The organism is Reyranella sp., assembly GCF_004297405.1.
Classification (GTDB): Bacteria; Pseudomonadota; Alphaproteobacteria; order Reyranellales; family Reyranellaceae; genus Reyranella.
The window spans coordinates 183,062-204,450 of sequence record NZ_SCVC01000004.1 but is presented as its reverse complement, the minus strand read 5'-3'; the positions used below and the strand labels follow the sequence as shown (position 1 = coordinate 204,450).

Here is a 21,389-nt window from a genome sequence, read left to right as displayed (position 1 = left end):
TCAAGCTGCGAGGGATTTCGTATGACGGCGGTAGCTCCGGTTGCCTCTCCAAGGCGGCGACGCACCCAGGCGGAAAGGCGCGAGGAAGCCGAGCGTTTGATCCTCGACGCGGCCGTCCGGCTCGTGGCTGAGAAGGGGCTCGACGAATTCACCTTGGCCGACGCTGGCGAAGCCGCGGGCTACAGTCGCGGCCTGCCGGCACATTATTTCGGATCGAAGGCCGATCTCCTGTCGGCGGTCGCCGATCACATTCGCGAATGGTTCTCTACGGGGTTGCGGACTCGTGTCGACCGGCGTCGTCGGGGCCTCGCCAATCTGATCGCCGGCATCGACTTCTACATCGACGCCTGCGGCACCGACCGAACCATGCTGCTGGTCCTGCACACCGTATTGGCTGGCGCCTTGCACAAACCTCCGCTGGCCCAGGCAATTGCCCGGCTCAACCGGGAATCGGCCGAGGAAATCGAGAGTGCCATCCGCGCCGGCATCGCCAACGGCGAGATTCGTCGCAACATCGATGTCAGGGCCTGGTCTGTTCTGATCCTGTCCTCGGTACGCGGCATCGTCGCACAGTGGCTGGTCGATCCCGACCATGTCGATCTGCCACCCCTGCGCGCCAGTTTGATTGCCGTGCTCAAACGCAATTTTGCTCCATGAGGAGCGCGCCTACACTGTGACAATCAAAGAGCCGGCGGAAAGTCGGCCATGAAATCGCGAGGGAATGCCAAGTGAACGACACTATCGCCCAGGCGCCGACCGCCACCACGATGACTCTGCGCGCATTGGCGCGTTTTCCCGATCGCCGGGCGTTCGTCTGGGATGGTGGCAGTCTCACCTACCGTGCCACCCTGTCGCTCATCGGCCGGCTGCAGGCGGCCATGGCCGCGGCAGGGCTCGTCAAAGGGCAGACGGCGGCATTCCTTAGTGCCAACAGCGCGGAAACTTGGTGCGCCGGTGTAGCAGCGCAGGGTCTGGGTCTCGTCGTCACGTGGCTGCATCCCTTGGGCGCTCTCGCCGATCATCTCGACGTGATCGAGGACTCCGGCGCGACCGCGTTGATCGTCGATTCACACACCCACGCTGAACGCGGCGGAGAACTCACCGCCAAGGCAGCCGATCGACTTGGAATCGTCCTCACGATGGGCCGGGCCGACTTCGGCCGGAACGTGATGGCCGCCGCCGAGAAAGTGGGAGAGGCAACACCCGTCGATCTCACCGACGCCGACGACTACGCCATCATCAACTACACAGGCGGCACGACCGGCAAGTCGAAGGGCGCGATCCGGCGTCATCGTTCGACGGCTGCCTCGGCCATCTCGGTCGCTGCCGATTTCGAGTTTCCGGATATGCCGCGCTATCTTGCAGCGGCGCCGATCACGCATGTGTCCGGCACCAAAGTGCTGCCCTCCTTGCTCAAGGGAGGCGCGATCCATCTGCTGAAGGGTTTCGATTCTGAGAAATTCCTGGCGACCATCGAGCGCGAGAAGATCAACTTCACGCTGATGGTCCCGACGATGATCTATGTGATGCTGGATCATCCCAAACTCGAGAAGACCGACCTCTCCTCGCTGGAGCTGATTCTCTATGGCGCCTCGCCGATGTCGCCGACGCGGCTGGTCGAAGGGCTGGAGCGCATCGGTCCGGTGTTCAGTCAGCTCTATGGTCAGACCGAATGCTATCCGGTGAGCGTGCTGCGCAAGGCCGATCACGATGCGGCGCGACCAGAGCTCTTTGCGTCCTGCGGTTTCCCCATCGCTTCCTGCAGCGTCACCTTGCGCGACGACGACAATGAGGAAGTGAAACCGGGCGAGGCAGGTGAGATCTGCGTGCGTGCCCCGCACGCGATGGAGCAGTACTGGAAGCGCCCGGAGCAGACCGCGGAGACCTTCAAGGGCGGTTGGCTGCACACCGGCGACATCGCGCGCGCCGACGAGCGCGGATACCTCTACATTGTCGATCGCAAGAAGGACATGATCGTGAGCGGCGGTTTCAACATCTTCCCGCGCGAAGTCGAAGATGTCCTTTCCTCGCATCCCGATGTCGCGATGGCCGCGGTGATCGGCGTGCCACATGATAAATGGGGTGAGGCTGTTGCAGCGTTGATCGTCGCCAAAGCCGGTACGCAACCTGCAGCCGAGGCGCTGATGCAGTTGGTGAAGGATCGCAAGGGTGGCACGCATGCGCCCAAGCAGGTCGAGTTCGTCGAGAGTTTGCCGCTCACGGCTGTCGGAAAGGTCGACAAGAAAGTTCTGCGCGCGAGGTACTGGGCAGGACAGTCGCGGCAGGTCGGCTAGCGGGTTTACCTATTTGAAGCGAGTCGTCTTGGCGGGTTTCCCGTTAGCGTCGAAGCTTCGCCATTCACCGGTCTTCTTGTTGTTCGCGAAAGTGCCTTCGTCGAGCAGCACGCCGTTTGGCCGATAGCGTGTCCAGGTGCCGGATTTGTTTCCTGCCGTGAACGAGCCGGTCTGCATCAGTTCGCCATTCTCGCGATACCACTTCCATTTCCCGATCATGAGATCGTTTTCATAGCGTCCGGTCGCCTTCAAGCGTCCATTCAGCAGGAAATACTTCCAGGCTCCTGTCTTCATGCCGTCGCGATACTGCCCTGTCACCGAGACTGAGCCGTCCTTGAAGTGTGCAGTGAAGGGACCGTCTTTCAATTTGTTGTTCGAGTTGCGCATATTGTGATCTCTAAAAGTTCCCGACGTGTTCCTGCTTCGGCCCTGCTGTGTCTTTGTGGTGAGACGGGATTGATGGGTTTACCCGGGCCATCGAATCGTGAGAACAATGAACGGTTGTGACTCTGCGCGCTACAACCTGCTCGGTTCTTCTCGCGGCTGCCTTCGGCGGTTGTGGGTGCACCACCAACAAACATCAAGTCGCTGCTACGGCACCGGCCGTCGATCCGCGTCAGCAGGATATCGACGAGCGCAAGGAGCAGGTGATGCAGCAGCTTGCGACGTGCGAGAGTGGAAGCTGGGGGCCGCAGTCGCAGCCGATCTACGGCGGACGTGGCGCCTATCATGGCCGCTTTCAGTTCACCGCGCGCACCTACATGACCTACCAGCAGCGACATGATGGAACGGTGTTGACGGCCCGCGAGGCGATCGACGCCGCGCAGGATTACGACAAGGCCATGAAGCTGGCCTCATACATGATCTTCGAACTCGGCGAGTCCTGGCACTGGCCGCTCTGCTCGCGCAAGCTTGGAATTCCTGCCAAGGTCCAGGAAATCAACTCACTCTGATCATTGCCATCTCAGGCCGCCCGCCGCTTGCGTGTTGCGGCGGCCTTGCGTGCCGATGCCGATCGTGCCGCCTTTGGTCGAGCTGCTGCGGCGCGACCACCCAGCTTGCCGCCCTTGCGCGAAGAAACCTTCGTGTCCTTCTTGCCGCGGCCGGAACCACTCTTGTTGCCGCCGCCGCTTTCCTTGTTGACTGTCGCCCAGGCGCGTCGCTCCGCTTCCTTGTGCGAGACGCCGCGTTTCTCGTAGCCCTTCGCGATGTGATCGGCTTTGCGATCCTGCTTGCCCGTGTACTTCGACTTGTCGCCGCGTGGCATGGATTCCTCCTCATTAGGAAACCCCTGATGGAGGAACGCCGCATCGTTTCGGACGGTTGCGGCGTGCGTCGCCAGACCCTTCAGTGCAGTTCGGCGCAGAACTCCTGGATGCGGGTGCAGCCGTCGCGAAGGCTTGCCATGTCCGTTGCGTAAGAGATGCGGAAGTAGGGGCTCATGCCATAGGCAGCTCCCTGCACCGTGGCGACATGCTTCTCCTCGAGAAGCGCCGTCACGAAATCGGTATCGCTGGTGAGCTTGCGTCCGCCCTTGGTCGTCTTGCCGATGCAGCCTGCGATGTTGGGAAAGACATAGAAGGCGCCTTCCGGCATGTGACAGGTAAGCCCCGGCGCGGCGCGCAACATGTTCACTACCTTGTCCCGGCGCTTGCGATAATCGGCAGCGCGCTCCTTCAACAGTTCCTGCGGTCCGTTCAGCGCCGCCGTTGCCGCCGCCTGACTGATGGTCGAGATGCCCGAGCCGATCTGGCCCTGCATGTTGGTCATGGCCGCGATCATGGCGCGCGGGCCACCGGCAAAGCCGACACGCCAGCCGGTCATGGCATAGGCCTTGGACGCACCATTCACAGTCAGCGTGCGATCCTTCAACGCCGGTTCGACTTCCGCGACCGTGCAGAACTCGAAACCGTCATAGACCAGGTGCTCGTAGACATCGTCGGCCATCACCATGACCTGCTTGTGCTTCAGCAGCACGTCGCAGATCTGGCGCATCTCAGCGCGTGAACAGACGGCCCCGGTTGGATTGTTGGGGAAGTTCAGCACGACCCACTTGGTCTTTGCCGTGATCACGGCGTCGAGATCCTCGGCGCGCAGCTTGAATTGATTGTTCTCGGGGCACGACACTGGCACCGGCGTCGCTCCCGCCAGCACGGCCTGGTCGGCATAGGAAATCCAGCCGGGCGCGGGGATGATCACTTCGTCGCCGGGGTTCACGCTCGCCATCAGCGCGTCGTACATGATCTGCTTGCTGCCATTGGAGACCATGATTTCCTCCAGCGCATAGTCGAGATTGTTGTCGCGCTTGAACTTGGTGCGAATGGCTTCCTTCAGGGGCTTCACGCCATCCTGCGGCGGATACTTGGTGTCGCCGGCGAGGGCTGCCTTGTGAGCCGCTTCGATGGCATGCGGCGGGGTGGGGAAGTCGGGTTCGCCAGAGGAAAGACCCACGATCTTGACGCCCTGGGCGCGCAGCTCGCGGACCTTGCGGGTCATTGCTGCCGACGCCGACACCTTCACGTTCTTCAGACGCTCCGCAACCTCGAACATGTTCCCCGCTTTCAGTTCTTCCTGGTGATCGTAAGTGCAATGCCGCCCAGGATCGCGGCCGACGCCAGCAACAGCCTCGACGTGATCGGTTCGGCGAGTAGCACCACCCCGCCCAGCGCGGCAATGGCTGGCACGCAAAGCTGGATTGTCGCCGCCGATGTTGCCGAGAGCGCCGGCAGCACGGCGTACCAAAGGACATAGCCCAGGCCGGACGTGACCGCGCCGGAGAGCACGGCATAGAAAACGCCGGTCGGATCGGGGCTGGCATGGCTTGCTGCGGCGAGGCTCACCGCGGCGGCGAACGGGACGGCCCGCACGAAATTGCCACCGGTCGCCGTCGTCGGATCACCCGCACTGCGACCGAGAACCGAATAGACGCCCCAGGCGGCGCCTGCGGCCAGCATCAAAGCGGCTGCGAGATAGGATGGCGCGGCGAGGCCGGGCAGCAGCAGCCAGACGAGGCCGCCGACAGCCACCAGCACGCCGACCAGCCGCAGACCCGACAGGCGCTCACCCGAGGCGAGTCCATAGCTCGTCATCGTAAGCTGCACGCCGCCGAAGAGCAGCAGCGCGCCGGTCGCCGCGGTGAGGTCGCGATAGGCAAAGGAGAAGGCGATCGCATAGGCGAACAGGGCGGCGGCCATCGGCCAGCTTCCGGCGGCGAGTGGCCGCACGCCGCGGCGACGCAGGATCAGCAACAGGATCAGGGCGCCCGATGCCAGCCGGATCGATGTGAAGCTCGCCGCATCGATCGTCGTATCGCGCAAGGCAATGCGACAGAGCAGCGAGTTGCCGGCGAAGGCCAGCATCGCCAGGGTCGTCAGGAGGGCTGTGCGCGCCGCTCCATCCGGAAGGGCCACTTCACGCCGCCAATTGGTAGAGCTTCACGGCGTTGTCGCGGGTCACTTTGCGGCGCACGTCGGCGCTGACGCCGCTCAACTCCTTGTCCAGGAACTCCTGCGAGTCGGGCCAGATGCCGTCGGGATGAGGGAAGTCCGATCCCCACATCACGTTATCGACGCCCAGCAGGTCGAACAGACGCACACCGACCGGATCGGTCTGGTAGGTCGCATAGAACTGACGATGCCAGTATTCCGATGGCTTCATCTTGAGGTCGAGGTCCTTGAACTGGTCCTCCCATTCGAGGTCCATGTGCTGCAGCACGTAGGGGATCCAGCCTAGCCCAGCTTCGCCGATCACGATCTTGAGGTTGGGATAACGCTCGGGGGCGCCACTGAAGATAAGCGACATGAGCATGTAGCCCATGTGCATCTGGAAGTTGGTGATGTGAGCGGCAAAGGCACGACGCTGCACGAAGACCGGCATCTTGCTCGTGTCGGGCGAACGGCCGCCGATCGTGTGGAAATGGATCGGGATGCCGGTTTCGTGCGCGAGCTGCCACAGCGGTTCCCAGAACGGATCCCATAGCGGTGTCATGTCGGGCTTGTTGGCGACGTCGAACCCTTTGACGCCACGCTTGGCGTTGCGGCTCGCCTCGGCAACCGCGACCCCCATGTCGTGATTGGGAATGTTGGCGAGGCCGACCAGTCGGTCGGGCGCGGCGCTGCAGAAATCGTGCAGCCAGTCGTTGTAGATTCGCAGCACTTCGGTCGCGGCTTCGGGATCGTTCAACCGGCCGCTGGCGCCCAGGATGCCGTACAGCACTTCGGCCTGCACGCCATCGCGTTCCTGGTCCTTCAGGCGAAGCTCGACGTCGGTGAGACGACGGAGGCCCTTCTTGCCGTCATCGTAGAGACCGGTCGACGCCATGCGGTCGGAGCGATGGATGATGCCCGGTACATATTCGCGGCCCGCCGACCCCATGCCGTTCACCAGACCGAACTTCGCACCCTTGATGCTCGTCCATTCCGGTCCCTTGGGTCCGTCGACGACATAGGGCATGCGCTCCTTCATCGAGGTGGACGCATTCTTCGTGAAGAGATCCGGCGGCAGCCAGATCAGGTCGACATGTCCATCGGCGGAAATGACGTCGTACTTCATCGTTCGTTCCTCCCGGGCGATTGTTCTAGAGTGCGCCGCCGTCAGAACCGCTGCAATGGAAAGACAATGAACGAGACCGAGTGGCTTGCCGAGTTTGCGTCTGCGCTGAACCGTTCCGATATCGAGGGCGTTGCGTCTCTGTTCGCCGGGGAGTGCTACTGGCGCGATCTCGTGGCCTTCACCTGGAACATCACCACGCTCGAGAGCCGCTCTGCGATTGCTGACATGCTCAAGTCACGTCTGGCCGATGTGCGGCCGGAATCGTTCAAGGCCGGTGAGCGGAGCGGCTGGTTCACCTTCGAAACGGCGCAGGGCCGCGGTACGGGCCATGTCCGGCTGAAGGACGGCAAAGCCTGGACGCTGCTCACCGCCTTGAACGAGCTGAAGGGATTCGAGGAGAAGCGCGGTCCGTCACGCGAGATCGGGACCGAGCATGGCGCCATCCAGAACCGCGTGACATGGACCGACCGCCGCCACGCCGATGCCAGCGAGCTGGGCTATGATCGCCAACCCTTCGTGCTGATCGTCGGCGGCGGACAGGGCGGTATCGGGCTCGGTGCGCGGCTGAAGAGGCTCGGTGTGCCGACACTCATCGTCGATCGTCATCCGAGGCCGGGCGATGCCTGGCGTAGCCGGTACAAGTCGCTCTGCCTGCACGATCCCGTTTGGTACGACCATCTTCCGTACCTGCCGTTCCCGGACCATTGGCCGATCTACACACCCAAGGACAAGATGGGCGACTGGCTCGAGTCCTACACCAAGATCATGGAACTCGATTACTGGTCGAAGTCGCCGTGCCGGAGCGCGTCGTGGGACGAGGCCAAGCGTGAGTGGACCGTCGTGGTCGATCGCGACGGCAAGGATGTGACCCTGCGGCCGAAGCATCTGGTCATCGCGACCGGCATGTCAGGCTTTGCTGAAATTCCCAACTTTCCGGGGCGCGAGACCTTCCGAGGCACGCAGCATCATTCCAGCCGCCATGCCGGCGGCGAGGGCTGGAGCGGCAAGAAGTGCGTTGTCGTGGGCTCGAACAATTCGGCGCACGATATTGCCGCCGATCTCTGGGAGCATGGCGCCGATGTAACGCTCCTGCAGCGCTCGCCAACGCTGGTCGTGCGCGCCGAGACCCTGGCACGTTATCGGCCGTACTACTCCGAAGAGGCGGTGGCCTCGGGGATCACGACAGAGATCGCCGACCTCACGACGGCGTCAGTACCCTACGGAGCCTTGCCGACTTTCTCCCAGGCGACGGTCGAGAAGATCCGGCGGGAGGATGCAGACTTCTACGCGCGGCTGGAAGCAGCGGGCTTCATGCTGACCTTCGGCGAGGATGGCACCGGTATCGGGCCGATGTATCTCCGTCGCGGCTCTGGATACTACATCGACGTCGGCGCTTCCGACCTGATCGCCAGCGGCCGCATCAAGCTCCGGTCGGGTGTCGAGGTCGCGCGCATGACCGAGGACTCGGTCGTTCTCAACGATGGCAGCACGCTCAACGCCGATCTCGTCGTCTACGCCACGGGCTATGGTTCGATGAACCAGTGGGCGGCTGAACTGATCTCGCCGGAAGTCGCCGACAAGGTCGGAAAATGCTGGGGCCTCGGATCGGGTACGGCCAAGGATCCCGGACCCTGGGAAGGCGAGCTGCGCAACATGTGGAAGCCGACGGCGCAGGAAAACCTCTGGTTCCATGGCGGCAACCTGATGCAGTCGCGGCTGTACTCTATTTTCCTCGGCCTGCAGCTCAAGGCCCGCCTGGAAGGGCTGCCGACGCCGGTCTATGGCCGCGCGCCGGTCCATCACAAAGCGTGATTATCGGGGGAGATATTCGGGCCGTGAGCGACGTAGACTGAGGACGCATGCATCGCTCCTTACGCCGCTCGGCCCTGGTCTTGGGCCTCCTGCTCACCGCTTCAGGCTGCTCCCTCAATCTGGGTGAGCCGAGAGTCCCCAAGACCGACTTTCGCGCGACCCTGAACGGGGCCAGCCAAGTGCCGCCGGTCGAGACCAAGGGCGGCGGCTGGTTCGAGGCGGTCTATCGACCCTCGACCAAGGTGCTGGAATATCGTCTCAACGTGGCGGGCCTGAGTGGGCCGGTGACGATGGCCTATCTCCACGGTCCGGCGCCGGTGGGGCAGAACGCCCAGCAGGTCGCGCCGATCAACGTGCCGTTCTACGCCGACCGCTCGACGATCAGCGATGGCGTAACGTTGACGAAGCAGCAGGCCGACGAGGTTCTGGCTGGCCGCTGGTACGTCAACGTCATGACGGAAAAATATCCCGACGGTGAGATCCGCGGGCAGATCGTGCCGCTCAAGAAGTAGCGCGCGTCTCCAGCTTCCAGCCGATCCAGTCGCAGAGACCGCGCCCCATCACATCTTCGAGGTCGCGGCCTTTGAGCCATGGCAGTTCTTCGGTGAAGAAGGTAACGCACTGGCGATAGCTGCATTGCATGCGGGTGATGTCGGTACCCCAGAAGAAGCGCTTCGGGCCGAAGGCGTCGAAGATGCGGTGCAGTCCGTCCTGAATGTTCCGGAAGGGATAGCCCTTGGTCGAATAGTGGGGCGCACCTGTTGCCTTGATCGCGACATTGGGCAGCTTGGCTAGCGCCACGAGCTTGTCGAGATGGATGAAGGCTGCCTCGTCCTGGCCGTGCCGGTTGAGCCCGCAATGATCGAGGATCAGCTTGAGGTTCGGATGGCGCTCCGCGATGTCGCGGAACGTGTCGAGGAACAGGCCGCCCAGCATGGCGACCGGCAGGCCTTCCTTTTCGGCGGCCGGCCAGACCCAGTCGAGCGAGCCGTCGTGCAGCTTCTTCTGCTCCTGATCCGACAGCAGCGCCCAGCGCAGGCCCATCATGCCAGGTTGGTTGCGCCAACCCTGGATCAGCTTGCGATTCTCCGGCTTGTCGGGCGCGAACTGGCCCATCACGGCGAAACGGTCGGGGTATTTCTTTGCGGCAGCGAGGGCCACGGCACCGGAGTCCGGATCCCAACTGTAGGGGGGATGGATCAGCGCGGCATCGACGCCGGCCTCGTCCATTTCCTTGAGGCATTCCTCCGCGGTGAACCTGGAGACCTTGCGATGCAGGCCGCTCGGCGGCGTGATGGTCTGCGACCAGATATGGACCTGCGCGTCGACGATCTTCATGGCGGCTCTCTCAGTTCGGCGTGGGGGCGGCGGGGTCGAGCAGCTTCTCGCGTTTCAGCTCCGACCACAGCTCGATGGGAATCTTCGCACTCATGTGCGCCACGTTCTGCTGCACTTCCGCGACGCTGAGCGCTCCGGGGATCACCGAACAAAAGGCGGGGTGGAAGAGTGGGAACTGCATCGCCGCGGCGCCGAGCGGTACCTTGTGGCGCTGGCACACCGCCTCGATCTTCTGTGCTTTCTCGATCAGGTGGGCCGGTGCTGCCACATAGTCGTGCGTGGCGCCTGCCTGCACGTTTCCGGTGAGGATGCCCGAATTGTACGGGCCACCCAGGATCACGGAGACGCCGCGCTTCTGGCATTCCGGCAGGAACTCTTCGAGGGCGCCCTGCTCGAGCAGGGTGTAGCGGCCGGCCAGCAGCATGCAGTCGAAGTCGCCAGCCTTGACGAACCGCGTGCTGGTGTCGGCCTCGTTGATGCCGACGCCGATGGCCGAGATGATGCCGGCCTTGCGCAGCTCGTCGAGGGCACGAAAGCCGGAGTCCATGACCGTCTTGAAGCGCTCGTCGAGGATGGCCCGGTCCTTGATGGTCCAGAAGTCGACGTCATGGATCAAGGCAATGTCGATGCGATCGATGCCGAGCCGGAGATGCGAATGCTCCAGCGAGCGCATGACGCCATCGTAAGTGTAGTCGAACTGCGGCACGAAGCCCGGCAGGCCGTTCTCGCGGAATTCCTTGGGCAGCGCTTCGCCCGGTTTACGGACGTGCAGGATGCGGCCGATCTTGGTCGAGAGCACATAGCTCTCCCGCGGCTTCTCGCGCAGCGCGGCGCCCATGCGCAACTCACTGCGGCCATAGCCATAGAAGGGCGAAGTGTCGAAGTAGCGGATGCCCGCGTCGTAGCCCGAGTCGGTGAGTGTCACCGCTTCAGCATCGGATATGGTCGCTCGGAAGCCACCCATGGGCGCGCCGCCTAGTCCAAGTTCCGTCACTTCCAGATTTGTCCGTCCGACCTTGCGGCGCTTGAGCGCTGTCATGTTCGTTTCCTCCACAGACGCGACAGAGTACGAAAGGCACCCCGGCAAGGCCATAGGAGCCCCCATGAGCGACGACCGTCTCGTTCTGCACGGCAGTTTCACGTCCAGCTCGAGCTACAAGCCGATGCTTTTCCTGGCGCTCTCGGGGCTGCCGTTTTCCTTCCGCACCGTCAACCTGAAGAACGGCGTGCAGAAGGAGGCCGCGCATCTCGCGATCAATCGCTACGGCCAGGTGCCGGTGTTGCGCCACCGTGGCCTGACGATCGTGATGTCGAATGTGATCCTCGACTATCTCGCGCGCGCCACGGGCCATTTCGAGCCGAAGACGGAGCAGCACCGCTGGCAGGCGCGCGAGTGGCTCTCCTGGGAGAACGACGCGATCACCAACGTGGCGCGCGTTCGTCACTTCGCCCGCTTTCGCCCGGATGTCTCACCCGAGATCGTGAACTTCTTCCGGCCCCAGGCCGAAGCCGCGCTCGATTTCGCCGACAAGTCGCTCGCCGGTCGCGAGTGGTTGGTGGGTGATGCCTGCTCGATCGCCGATATCGGCTGCTGGGGCCGCATGGTGTTCGCGGCGGAAGGCGGCCTGTCGCTCGACGCGCGCCCGAACCTCGCCGCCTGGCGCGATCGTTTGATGGCAATGCCAGGCTTTGCGCTGCCCTACGATCTCATCCCGAAGAAGGATACCGAGATCAACGGACGATAGGAGACTGGTCCATGGTCGATGTGCTGGTCGTTGGCGCCGGGCCGGTTGGTTTGACGATGGCGGCCGAACTCGCGCGGCATGGTGTGCGGTGCCGCATTGTCGATCGTCTCGAAAAGCCTTCGCCCTATTGCCGCGCCATCGGCGTTACGCCGCGCACGCTCGAAGTGTGGGACGACATGGGTATCGCCCGCGAAATGATCGACGCCGGACTCTGGATCGAGGGCCTTCGGTCGATCATTCATGGCCATCCGCCCAACGACGCCCATCAGGATCTGTCGGATCTGCCTTATTCGCAGCTCGGCTTGCCGCAATACGAGACCGAACGCCTGCTCGCTCGCCATCTCGGCCGCTTCGGCATTACCGTCGAGCGCGGCACGGGCCTGCACTCGTTGCAGCAAGATGAGAAGGGCATCTCAGCCAGGCTCGAACGCCTCGACGGTGGCACGGAAAATGCGACCTTCCGATACGTGATCGGCTGCGATGGCGCGCACAGCACGGTGCGTCACGCGCTCGGCATTGCTTTCGAAGGCGAAGCGATGCCCATGACGTTCATGCTGGGCGACGTCCACGTCGCCTGGGACTTGCCGCGTGGGATGGCGTTGCGTGCGTTGCGCCTCGTCGATAACGCGGCGCCGGACATGTTCGTCGCCATTCCCCTGCCAGAGCCCGGCCGTTACCGGGTGTCGATGATCGCCCCGTCGGAGTTGGCGCAAAGTGGTGGTTCCGACCACGGCATCCAGTCGGAGGCTCGCGGTCCCGGGCTCGGCGACATCCAGGCCGTTGCTGATAGTCTGATTCCCGACAAGCCCCGCCTGTCGGATCTGCGCTGGTCGTCGATGTTCCGCATCAGCATGCGGCTTGCCGCCCAGTATCGCCGCGGCCGTGCCTTCCTGGCGGGCGATGCGGCACACATCCATCCGCCGACCGGCGGGCAGGGCATGAACACCGGCATTCAGGATGCCTACAACCTTGCCTGGAAGCTCGCGCTGGTGCTTGGCGGCGCGGCTTCGGAAAAGCTGCTCGACAGCTACGAGGCCGAACGCCGCCCCGTCGGCGCCGATGTCGTCGCCCGCACGCGCGCGGCGAACGAGAGCCATGGTCGCGACGCGAAGCCGGATCGTCTGGCCGATACGCAGGTCCGCATATCCTACAACGGTACTGCCTGGATTCAGGACGATGCCGGTCCTGTCGACGCTGGTCCGGTTGCCGGCGATCGCGCGCCCGATAGCACCGGGTTGAGGCGTCAGGGCGTTGGGTTTCCCGTGCGCCTGTTCGATGTCCTGCGTGGCACGGAGCATGTCCTTCTCGTTCACCTTGGGCGCGAGGAGGCGCCGGACCTTGCGGCGTTCACACGCAAGATCTCCAGCCGTTCCCGAATTCCCCTACGGATCGTCGGCATCGTTCAGGAAGAAGGCGTGAATGAGCAGGCGGGCATCGCCCTTTACCGCGACGTCGAAAACTCAGTTGCACACACTTATGGTTCCGTTGCAGCGGCCTTCCTCATCCGGCCCGACGGATACATCGGCTGGCGCGGTAAGTCGTACCGGGACGCCGGCCTCGTCACATATCTCGATCGAATATCCGGCTGATTGCCGCTACGCCGCTTGCTGCGCCACCGTCGGGCCTTCGCTCATGGTCGTGGTGCGGCGCATATCGCGCACGATGTTGAGATCGTCGAAGCGGCGCACGCGGTGCATGGTCGTGCGATTGTCCCAGATCACGAAGTCGTGCCGCGTCCAGCGATGGGCGTAGACGAACTCGGGCTGTGTGGCGTGTTCCATCAAGTCACGGATGAAGGACATGGCTTCGGGCCGCGGCCAGCCGACGATGGCGCCGATATGCGCCGACAGCAGCAATGACTTCCGCCCGGTGACGGGATGCGTGCGCACGAGACGGTGCAGCACCGGCCGCATGCTGTGGCGCTCCGCGTCGGTGAAGTCGGTGAAGCCGAGCTGACCACGCGAGTAGATCAGGGAGTGCTCGCAGACGAGATCCTCGATCTCGTCCTTGGTTGCCGGGTCGAGTGCATCGTAGGCCGCGCGCATGTCGGCGAACTCGGTGTTGCCGCCGTTGGTCGTGGTGATGCGGCCGCTCAGCAGCGAATAGCGCGCGGGAACGATCCGGAACGTGGCATCGGAGTGCCACAACCGATTGCCCAGCGCCGCCATGCGGCGACGGTCGTTGCGCTCCAGGCGCTGGTTGTCCTTGTCGAGATTGGAGACGTCAGCGAATGCAGCGCCGAGACGCAGAGTGGTCGCCGTCAGCGTGGTGTTGGCACCTTCCTGCAAGGGACCGAAATTGCGCGTGAATGCGAGCTGCTGCTGGTCGTCGATATCCTGGCCGGGCAGCACGAGCACGGCGTGCCTGTCCATGCCAGCCTCGATGGCGGCGACGTCGTCGGCCGTCTGCGGCCGGCGCACGTCGACGCCGGTCATCGTCGCGCCGATGTGGCGGTGGAGGGGATGTGTCTCGATTGGCAACGGAGCCTCCCATATGGGCTCCCCGCCAGTGGCCGCCTTAGCGAAGAGCCGCCGCGATGTTACCACCGTCGACGGTGATGACAGCGCCCGTCGTCTTCGCCGCTTTGGCCAGCGAAACGAAGGCTTGTGCCACGTCGTCGGCGGTCACCTCGATGCCCAACAGGTTGCCGCCCATATAGTCGGCTTCGCTGAGGCCGCGTGCCTTGGACCGCTGTGCGATCATCTCGTCGGTTAGCAGACCCGACCGGATCCGATCGGCATTCACGGCGTTGGAGCGGATGCCATCGGCGCCGTAGTCGAGTGCATACTGGCGGCTGAGGAACAGGGTCGCGGCCTTCGGCAGCCCATAGGGTCCGAAGTCGGCGCCGGGGTTGACCGCTTGCTTGGAGGCGTTGAACAGCAGGCAACCGCCCAGCCCCTGCGCCTTCATGATGCGAACGGCGTTCTGCGCCACGCTCTGATGGGCCCAGAAGTTGAGTTCGAAACTCTGACGCAGGATCGCCTCGTCGACCTCACCGATCTTGCCCTGCCACGCGGCGCCCGCGTTGGACACCACGATGTCGACGCCGCCATAGGTCGCGGCGATCTTGTCGAAGGCGGCACGCACAGACTTGAGATCGGTCACGTCGCAGGCGATCGCGAAGCCTTTGACCTTGGAGACGTCGCGGTCGAGCACGACGACTTCCGCGCCCTCGCGGGCGAAGGCAGCGGCCGTGGCCGCGCCGATGCCCGAACCGCCGCCCGTCACCGCCACGATGCGCCGCGCCAACGGCTTCTCTGCCGCAGCGCCCAGCTTGGCCTGCTCCAGCGACCAATATTCGATGTCGAAAATGTCCGGCTCGGGGATGCACTCGTAGCGGCCAAGGCGCTCGGCATCGGCGACGACCGCCACGGTCGTCTCCGCGAGGTCGGCGGCGATCTTGGCATCCTTCGAGCTGTTGCCGACGCCGAACAGGCCCAAGCCCGGCACCAGCACGACGCGCGGGATCGGATCGAGTTCCTTCTTCGGCGGCATCTGCTTGGCGTTATGGCGCGCGAAGTAAGCGTGATAGTCGGCAACATAGGCGTCGAGTGCGGCCTTCGCTTCCGTAGCGAAGACATCGAGCTTGCCCGCCTGCGGCGCCGGCGCGATCAGCGGCACGCCCTTGGTGCGGATCGCATGGTCGGGCGTCACAGGGCCCTGTTGGCTGTAGCGGGTGATCTCCTTGCCGCCGACATAGGCCAGGATTTCCGGACCTGTGCGGAACTCGAACACGAAGCGCTGTGCCGCCTCGCGGCCGCCGTCTTTGGCCGGCAACGACAGGAGCCCGCGCAGGATCGGCGTTACCTCGGCGACCGAGGCAATCTCCTTCGGCAGAGTCACGCCCGGGAAGATCTTGCGCGTTTCCTTGGCGAGCCGCTTCTCGGCCAAAGTCACCAGGTCGATCATGCGCACGTAGGCCTCTTCGGCCGTCGCGCCCATCGAGAAGATGCCGTGCTTCAACAGCACCAGACCTTCTGCGTCGGAGTTCGCGCGCGCGATCTCGTCGGTCTTCTTGGCGAGTGCGAAGCCCGGCATGACGTACGGCACCAGTGCCGCGCGCTTGCCGAACACATCGGCTGCCAGCGCCTCGCCGTCGGGCTGGTCGGTAAGCGACAGCACGGCGTTGGAGTGCGTGTGGTCGATGAACTTGTGCGGCAGGAAGGCGTGCAGCAGCGTCTCGACCGACGGATTGGGCGCCTTGCTGTCGAGCAGGTTGGTGCGCTGGACATTCACCATGTCCTCGTCGGAGAGCGCCTGCAGCCCCTTCAGCTCGCCGAGTGGGCCGAGCCGTACCGCCGGCAGGCCGGGCGCTTCGATCGTGCCCATGTCCCAGCCGCTACCCTTGACGCAGAGCACGTCGACCTGGGCGCCGGTGATGTCGGCCATGCGCGTTTTGACGGAGGTGTTGCCACCGCCATGCAGCACCAGCCGCGGCTCGCCGCCCAGCAGGCGCGTTGTGTAGACGCGCAACGCCAGGTCCTCGTTGATGCCTTTCGCCGCGTGCCGTGCGATCGCTGCCTTTGCGTCGTCGTCGGACCAGAGGTTTTCCATGCCGAAGCCTTACTCCCCCGGCTGGATGCCGGCATCCTTGGCGATCTGCACCCAGGTCGCGATCTCCTGCGCCTGATAGGGCTTGAACTGCGCAGGGTCGCGCGGCTCGACGGTGAAGCCGAGCTTGTCGATCTTCTCGATGGTCTCGGGCTTCTTGAGGCTCTTCAGGATCTCGGCCGACAGGCGGTCGAGGATCGGCTGCGGCGTGCCGGCCGGCGCGAAGAAGGCGGCCCAGGAGGCGGCGTTGGCGCCCTTTACACCCTGTTCCTCCAGCGTCGCGACCTCAGGAAGATGCGGGTTGCGCTTGGGGCTGCCCAGCGCCACGGCGCGAATCTGGCCGGACTTGATCTGGGCCAGCACACTCGGGAGCGTCGAATTGGAGAGGTCGATGCGACCGCCGACCAGGTCCTGCACCAACGGCGACGCGCCGCGATAGGGAACGTGGGTCATCTTGGTGCCGGTGCGCGCCATGAAGAGCTCGGTCGAGAGGTGCGAGCCCGAGCCGATACCGGTCGAGCCGTAGTTCAGTTCGCCGGGCTTGGCCTTGGCCAGGGCGATCACGTCCTGAATGTTCTTGGCCGGCAGGTCGTTGCGCACGACGAAGACATGTTCGAAGGCGCCGGCGCCGGCCAGCGGCGCGAAATCCTTCACCGCGTCGTAGCCCGGCTCCTTCAACATGAACATGTTGTTGCCGTGCGTCTGGTTGTTGCCGAACGTGATCGTCTGTCCGTCGGGCTTTGCCTTGGCGACGGTGCGCGTGCCGATGGCGCCAGCGCCGCCCGAGATGTTCTCGACCACGACCTGCTGGCCCAGCGGGCCGGAGATGTCGGCGGCGACGATGCGCGCGATGACGTCGGTCGGGCCGCCGGCCGGATACGCCACGATCATCTTGATGGGGCCGGACGGTTGCCAGGTCTGCGCGAACGCGGGCCTTGCGAAGGGCGCAGCGAGCAGGCTGGCGCTGAACAGACGACGCTTGATCATGGTGACGTGCGCTTCCTAGGCGTGAGAGATGACGATCTTGCCGAAGTGGTTTTGGCTCTTGAGATGCTGGTAGGCCGCTTTCGCTTCGGCGAAAGGAAACACCTTGTCGATGACGGGCTTGAGACCATTGGCCTCGATGGCGCGGTTCATCGCCTCGAACATCTGCTTGCTGCCGACATAGAGGCCCTGCACGCGCAGGTTCCGACGCAGGATCGGCATGGGATCGAGCGTCGCCATGCCCGAGAGCAGGCCAATGACAGCGATCCTGCCGCCGAGCCGCGTTGCCATGAAGGAGCGGGGAAGCGTGCCGGCACCGCCGACCTCGACTGTGACGTCGGCGCCGCGTCCACCGGTCAGCTTCAGCGTTTCCTTGTCCCAATCAGGCGTGGCCTTGTAGTCGATGACCGCCTCGGCCCCCATCTTCTTCAGCCGCTCGGCCTTGGCCGTTGAGCTCGAGGTTCCGATCACGCGCGCGCCGAACATCCTGGCGAACTGCAGGGCGAAGATGGAGACACCGCCGGTGCCCTGGATCTGCACGATGTCACCGGCCTTGAGATTGCCGATCTCGACCAGTGCATGCCAGGCAGTGAGGCCGGCGCAGGGCAGGGTGGCGCCTTCCTCGAAGCTCATGCCGGCCGGCAGCTTCACCACGCCGTCCTCTTCCAGAACTGCAAGCTCGGTCAGCATGCCATCGATGGCGCCACCCATGGCCGAGGCCATGGCTGAGTCGTCTATGTTGCCGCCGACCCACTTCTGCATGAAGCAGCCGGCGACGCGATCGCCCACCTTCACGCGGCTGACGCCAGGACCCACGGCGACCACTTCGCCGGCCCCGTCCGACAAGGGAATAAGGTCCGGCTTGGGGGCAGAGCGGGCGTACTGCGCCTCGATGGTCAGGAGATCGCGGTAGTTGAGCGAGGTCGCGCGCACCCGGACAAGCACCTGGCGCGGACCCGGTGTGGGGGCGGGCCGGTCAACGAGGGTGAGCGAATCGATGCCTTTGGGGGCCGGGATCACGTAGCACTTCATTGGCCACTGCCTTTCAGCTCGATGATGGTCTTCGCCATGACGGCCTCCTGATCCCAGGGGAACAGGATCCACGTGTCCTGGCTGACTTCGGTGATGAAGCTGTCGACCGTCGGCCGGCCGGCGGGCTTTGCATAGACTGTGGCAAAATGCGCCTCGGGCAGCATTGCCCGTACCGCCCGTGCGGTGACGCCTGTGTCAACGAGGTCGTCGACGATCAGCCAGTCCTTGCCCTTATCCTGCTCGGCCGAAGTCCCTTTCAGGAGCTCGACCTTGGCGCCGCGCTCCATACGGTCATAGGTCGAACAGCAAACCGTATCGATCAGCCGGAGATTGAGTTCACGGGCCACGATGGCGGCCGGCACGAGGCCGCCGCGGGTGATGGCGACTAGCCCCTTGAAGGGCCCCAGATCCGCCAGCCGCCAGGCGAGCGCACGTGCGTCACGATGCAGCTCCGTCCATGAGACGGGGAACATCTTGTTGTAGCCTGCGCTGCTCGCCATGCGATTTCGTCCTCGGCCGTGTCCGGTTTGGCTTGCCCCCTGGCAGACGCTGCACTAACACCTTCGGCCGGCGCGTAGAAGCATACCCCATAGGGATAATCGGGACGGAGACTGCAGAACAATGGGATTTGAGCTTACGCCCGCTTTCTGGAGCGGCCTCACCCAGATCATCCTGGTGAACATCGTCCTGTCTGGTGACAACGCGCTGGTCATCGCGCTCGCTTGCCGGAATCTCGAGAAGAAGCATCAGAAGCCGGCCATCCTGATCGGCAGCGCCGGCGCCATCATCCTGCGTATCATCTTCGTGCTGATCGTCGATCAGCTCTTGCAGATTTCCTTCCTGAAGTTGGCTGGCGGCCTCCTACTGCTCTGGATCGGCATCAAGCTGGTGCAGGGAGAAGAGGAGCATGGCGACGGCGTCAAGGGCGCGGGTTCCGTCTGGGGCGCCATCCGTACCATCATCATCGCCGATGCCGTCATGAGCCTCGACAATGCCATCGCCATTGCCGCGGCGGCCAAGGGCGACACGACGCTCATCGTGCTCGGCCTGCTGATCAGCATCCCGCTCATCATCTTCGGCGCTACCCTGATCATGGCGCTGCTCAACCGGTTCCCGGTCATCGTCGTGGCCGGCGGCGCTCTGTTGGGCTGGATCGCTGGCGAAGTGCTGGCGACCGATCCGGGTTATGCCGACAAGCTCGCTGCGCTCACCCCGCATGCCAAGACCATTCTCGAGATTGGCTGCGCGATCCTCGTCGTTGTCGTTGGGTATTTCCTGCAGCATCGAGCCAGACAGCGCCGACACGCGGAGCCTGTCGATCTCGCCACTGAAAAGAGCAAGGAGTAGCTGCCATGGCCAAGATGAAAGCAATCCTCGTCGCGGTCGACGGTTCGGCCTATTCCGATCGCGCCACGCAGCATGCCATTGATCTGATCACTGCCGGCTGCGCGGCGGAGCTGCACCTGATCAACGTCCAGCATGGGGTGAGCGGCGCGGTGTCGGCGTTCGTCTCGCGCGACCAGATCGACGCCCATCACCGCGAGGAAGGCGAGAAAGCAGTGGCCTCGGCCGTCGCCATCGCCAAGAAGGCGTCCCTCACCGCAAAGACCCATATTGGTGTCGGGCGTCAGGGCGAAATCGTGGCGGACTTCGCCAAGAAGCTCGACGCCGGTCTGGTCGTCATCGGTACCCGCGGCCATACCGGCCTCGCCGGCGTCCTGCTGGGCTCTGTGGCGCAGGATGTGATCGCGCACTCCAAGGTGCCGGTTACCCTCGTAAAGTAGCCATCCGGGCCCGGACGGCGTAAAAACGCGCCCCTACAAGGAGGGTCGCGAAGCGTGGGCGAGGAGATGTGGCGACGCGAGGCGCTGGCGCCCTATGCGACCCTGCCGTGGCAGAGTCGCGGCCGCCTGCATGCCGAGCCCGAGTCTTCCAGCCGCAGCCCGTTCCAACGGGATCGCGACCGCATCATCCATTCGACGGCGTTCCGGCGCCTGAAGCACAAGACCCAGGTCTTCGTCTATCACGAGGGCGACCATTATCGGACGCGCCTCACTCATTCGCTCGAAGTGGCCCAGATCGCCCGCACCATCTGTCGTGTGCTGCGCTTCGATGAAGACCTCGGCGAGGCGGTGGCGCTTGCGCACGATCTTGGGCACACGCCTTTTGGTCATGCCGGCGAGGAAGCGCTGCATGGCGTGATGAAGCCCTATGCCGGCTTCGACCATAACGCCCAGACGCTGCGCATCCTCACCAAGCTCGAGGACCGCTACGCCGAGTTCAACGGGTTGAACCTCACCTGGGAGACCCTGGAAGGGGTGGTGAAGCACAATGGCCCCCTGCTGAAGCAGGGGCGTGCGCTCGAGGAGCTGCCTGCCGCCATCGTCGAATATTGCCGGGACCACGATCTCGAACTTCACGGCCATGCAGGGCCGGAGGCGCAAGTCGCCGCGCTGAGCGACGACATCGCTTACAACAACCACGACATCGACGACGGGCTGCGGGCCGGGCTGTTCGAGGTCAAGGATCTGCTCGAACTACCGCTGGTCGGCGAGATGTTCGCGACTGTCCGCCAAAAGTATCCCGCTATCGACCAGACGCGGCTGATCCACGAGGCGGTACGCCGCGTGATCAACGCCATGGTCGAGGATGTGCTGACGGAGACGCGTCGGCGCCTGAAGGAAGCGCAGCCGAAGTCGGTGGCCGATATCCGTATGCTCGGCCGTCCTGTGGTGGCCTTCTCCGATCGAATGGCGGCGACCGACAAGACGGTGAAGGCCTTTCTCTACAAGCGCATGTACGAGCATTGGAAGCTCAACCGCTCGCACTCCAAGGCGCGCCGGGTCGTCGTCGATCTGTTCGAACTGCTGTTTACCGAGCCCAACTGCCTTCCGTCGCCCTGGCGTGAGAAGGCCGAACAGGCCTCGATTCAGGCAAAAGCCCGCGTTGTTGCGGACTATATTGCCGGCATGACCGACCGTTTCGCTCTGGATGAACATCGGCGGCTGTTCGACCTCTACGAGTAAGGGCGGATGGCTCTAGGGGATGGATGACAAGGGGCGCCGTTTCGGCAATACCCGCC

Annotated in this window: 22 protein-coding genes; 10 read left to right on the top strand and 12 right to left on the bottom strand. The window is 64.0% G+C overall.

The window, feature by feature from the left end; genetic code table 11:
- Positions 1 to 21: 21 nt before the first annotated feature.
- Positions 22 to 657, top strand: coding sequence for a TetR/AcrR family transcriptional regulator (locus tag EPO50_RS01925; protein WP_296340948.1), 636 nt, complete (start codon positions 22 to 24; stop codon positions 655 to 657).
- A gap of 110 nt (positions 658 to 767) precedes the next feature.
- Positions 768 to 2,294, top strand: a complete 1,527-nt coding sequence (locus tag EPO50_RS01920) for an AMP-binding protein (protein WP_296341008.1) — start codon at positions 768 to 770, stop codon at positions 2,292 to 2,294.
- Positions 2,295 to 2,303: 9 nt separating this feature from the next.
- On the opposite strand, the gene EPO50_RS01915 is transcribed toward EPO50_RS01920, so the two are convergent.
- The gene (locus EPO50_RS01915; protein ID WP_296340947.1) at positions 2,304 to 2,681 is read right to left on the bottom strand and encodes a hypothetical protein; all 378 of its coding nucleotides are present in this window, start codon (positions 2,679 to 2,681) and stop codon (positions 2,304 to 2,306) included.
- Positions 2,682 to 2,797: 116 nt separating this feature from the next.
- Here EPO50_RS01915 and EPO50_RS01910 point away from each other — a divergent pair, with 116 nt between their 5' ends.
- On the top strand, positions 2,798 to 3,247 hold the full coding sequence (locus EPO50_RS01910; RefSeq protein WP_296340946.1) for a hypothetical protein: 450 nt from the start codon (positions 2,798 to 2,800) through the stop codon (positions 3,245 to 3,247).
- A gap of 11 nt (positions 3,248 to 3,258) precedes the next feature.
- Here EPO50_RS01910 and EPO50_RS01905 read toward each other — a convergent pair whose 3' ends face one another.
- From EPO50_RS01905 to EPO50_RS01890, 4 genes are all read right to left on the bottom strand, one after another.
- Complete coding sequence (locus EPO50_RS01905) at positions 3,259 to 3,561, bottom strand: plasmid stabilization protein (RefSeq protein ID WP_296340945.1); 303 nt, start codon at positions 3,559 to 3,561, stop codon at positions 3,259 to 3,261.
- 80 nt (positions 3,562 to 3,641) lie between these two features.
- Entirely contained in the window at positions 3,642 to 4,844 is a 1,203-nt protein-coding gene (locus tag EPO50_RS01900) for a pyridoxal phosphate-dependent aminotransferase (RefSeq protein WP_296340944.1), read from the bottom strand.
- A gap of 11 nt (positions 4,845 to 4,855) precedes the next feature.
- Positions 4,856 to 5,704 carry a DMT family transporter gene (locus tag EPO50_RS01895; protein ID WP_296340943.1) on the bottom strand — a complete coding sequence of 283 codons (849 nt, stop codon included), beginning with the start codon at positions 5,702 to 5,704 and terminating at the stop codon, positions 4,856 to 4,858.
- Position 5,705: 1 nt separating this feature from the next.
- Positions 5,706 to 6,845 (bottom strand): amidohydrolase family protein, encoded by a 1,140-nt coding sequence (locus EPO50_RS01890; protein ID WP_296340942.1) that lies wholly within the window; start codon positions 6,843 to 6,845, stop codon positions 5,706 to 5,708.
- A gap of 66 nt (positions 6,846 to 6,911) precedes the next feature.
- Between EPO50_RS01890 and EPO50_RS01885 the strand changes: the two genes are divergently transcribed.
- Together EPO50_RS01885 and EPO50_RS01880 are read left to right on the top strand one after the other, a co-directional pair.
- On the top strand, positions 6,912 to 8,657 hold the full coding sequence (locus EPO50_RS01885; protein ID WP_296340941.1) for an NAD(P)/FAD-dependent oxidoreductase: 1,746 nt from the start codon (positions 6,912 to 6,914) through the stop codon (positions 8,655 to 8,657).
- A 47-nt stretch (positions 8,658 to 8,704) separates the two neighbouring features.
- Complete coding sequence (locus tag EPO50_RS01880; RefSeq protein ID WP_296340940.1) at positions 8,705 to 9,169, top strand: CHRD domain-containing protein; 465 nt, start codon at positions 8,705 to 8,707, stop codon at positions 9,167 to 9,169.
- Here EPO50_RS01880 and EPO50_RS01875 read toward each other — a convergent pair.
- A complete protein-coding gene (locus EPO50_RS01875; RefSeq protein WP_296340939.1) occupies positions 9,159 to 9,995 on the bottom strand; it encodes an amidohydrolase in 837 nt (278 codons plus the stop codon). The genes EPO50_RS01880 and EPO50_RS01875 overlap by 11 nt on opposite strands.
- A 10-nt stretch (positions 9,996 to 10,005) precedes the next feature.
- Positions 10,006 to 11,034 (bottom strand): aldo/keto reductase, encoded by a 1,029-nt coding sequence (locus tag EPO50_RS01870; protein ID WP_296340938.1) that lies wholly within the window; start codon positions 11,032 to 11,034, stop codon positions 10,006 to 10,008.
- Between the two features lie 64 nt (positions 11,035 to 11,098).
- On the opposite strand from EPO50_RS01870, the gene EPO50_RS01865 reads away from it, so the two are divergent.
- Together EPO50_RS01865 and EPO50_RS01860 are read left to right on the top strand one after the other, a co-directional pair.
- Positions 11,099 to 11,740: a glutathione S-transferase family protein gene (locus EPO50_RS01865; RefSeq protein WP_296340937.1), complete on the top strand. Its 642-nt coding sequence runs from the start codon at positions 11,099 to 11,101 to the stop codon at positions 11,738 to 11,740.
- A gap of 11 nt (positions 11,741 to 11,751) precedes the next feature.
- Positions 11,752 to 13,329, top strand: coding sequence for an FAD-dependent monooxygenase (locus tag EPO50_RS01860; protein WP_296340936.1), 1,578 nt, complete (start codon positions 11,752 to 11,754; stop codon positions 13,327 to 13,329).
- A 6-nt stretch (positions 13,330 to 13,335) separates the two neighbouring features.
- Here the strand turns inward: EPO50_RS01860 and EPO50_RS01855 are convergent, their stop codons facing one another.
- Genes EPO50_RS01855 through gpt form a run of 5 tightly spaced genes read right to left on the bottom strand, consistent with a single transcriptional unit; the run spans position 13,336 to position 18,807 of the window.
- Positions 13,336 to 14,220: a TauD/TfdA family dioxygenase gene (locus tag EPO50_RS01855; RefSeq protein ID WP_296340935.1), complete on the bottom strand. Its 885-nt coding sequence runs from the start codon at positions 14,218 to 14,220 to the stop codon at positions 13,336 to 13,338.
- A gap of 37 nt (positions 14,221 to 14,257) precedes the next feature.
- Positions 14,258 to 16,294, bottom strand: coding sequence for a bifunctional aldolase/short-chain dehydrogenase (locus EPO50_RS01850; RefSeq protein ID WP_296340934.1), 2,037 nt, complete (start codon positions 16,292 to 16,294; stop codon positions 14,258 to 14,260).
- Positions 16,295 to 16,303: 9 nt separating this feature from the next.
- Entirely contained in the window at positions 16,304 to 17,278 is a 975-nt protein-coding gene (locus EPO50_RS01845; RefSeq protein ID WP_296340933.1) for a tripartite tricarboxylate transporter substrate binding protein, read from the bottom strand.
- 15 nt (positions 17,279 to 17,293) lie between these two features.
- Positions 17,294 to 18,307: an NAD(P)-dependent alcohol dehydrogenase gene (locus EPO50_RS01840; RefSeq protein ID WP_296340932.1), complete on the bottom strand. Its 1,014-nt coding sequence runs from the start codon at positions 18,305 to 18,307 to the stop codon at positions 17,294 to 17,296.
- Positions 18,304 to 18,807 carry a xanthine phosphoribosyltransferase gene (gene gpt / locus EPO50_RS01835; protein ID WP_296340931.1) on the bottom strand — a complete coding sequence of 168 codons (504 nt, stop codon included), beginning with the start codon at positions 18,805 to 18,807 and terminating at the stop codon, positions 18,304 to 18,306. Before gpt ends, EPO50_RS01840 begins: the two co-directional genes overlap by 4 nt.
- 121 nt (positions 18,808 to 18,928) lie before the next feature.
- Here gpt and EPO50_RS01830 point away from each other — a divergent pair, with 121 nt between their 5' ends.
- The 3 genes from EPO50_RS01830 (at position 18,929) to EPO50_RS01820 (ending at position 21,333) form a co-directional block, all read left to right on the top strand.
- On the top strand, positions 18,929 to 19,654 hold the full coding sequence (locus EPO50_RS01830; protein WP_296340930.1) for a TerC family protein: 726 nt from the start codon (positions 18,929 to 18,931) through the stop codon (positions 19,652 to 19,654).
- Positions 19,655 to 19,659: 5 nt separating this feature from the next.
- Positions 19,660 to 20,091 carry a universal stress protein gene (locus EPO50_RS01825; protein WP_296340929.1) on the top strand — a complete coding sequence of 144 codons (432 nt, stop codon included), beginning with the start codon at positions 19,660 to 19,662 and terminating at the stop codon, positions 20,089 to 20,091.
- A 66-nt stretch (positions 20,092 to 20,157) separates the two neighbouring features.
- Positions 20,158 to 21,333: a deoxyguanosinetriphosphate triphosphohydrolase gene (locus EPO50_RS01820; RefSeq protein WP_296341007.1), complete on the top strand. Its 1,176-nt coding sequence runs from the start codon at positions 20,158 to 20,160 to the stop codon at positions 21,331 to 21,333.
- Positions 21,334 to 21,389 lie beyond the last annotated feature (56 nt).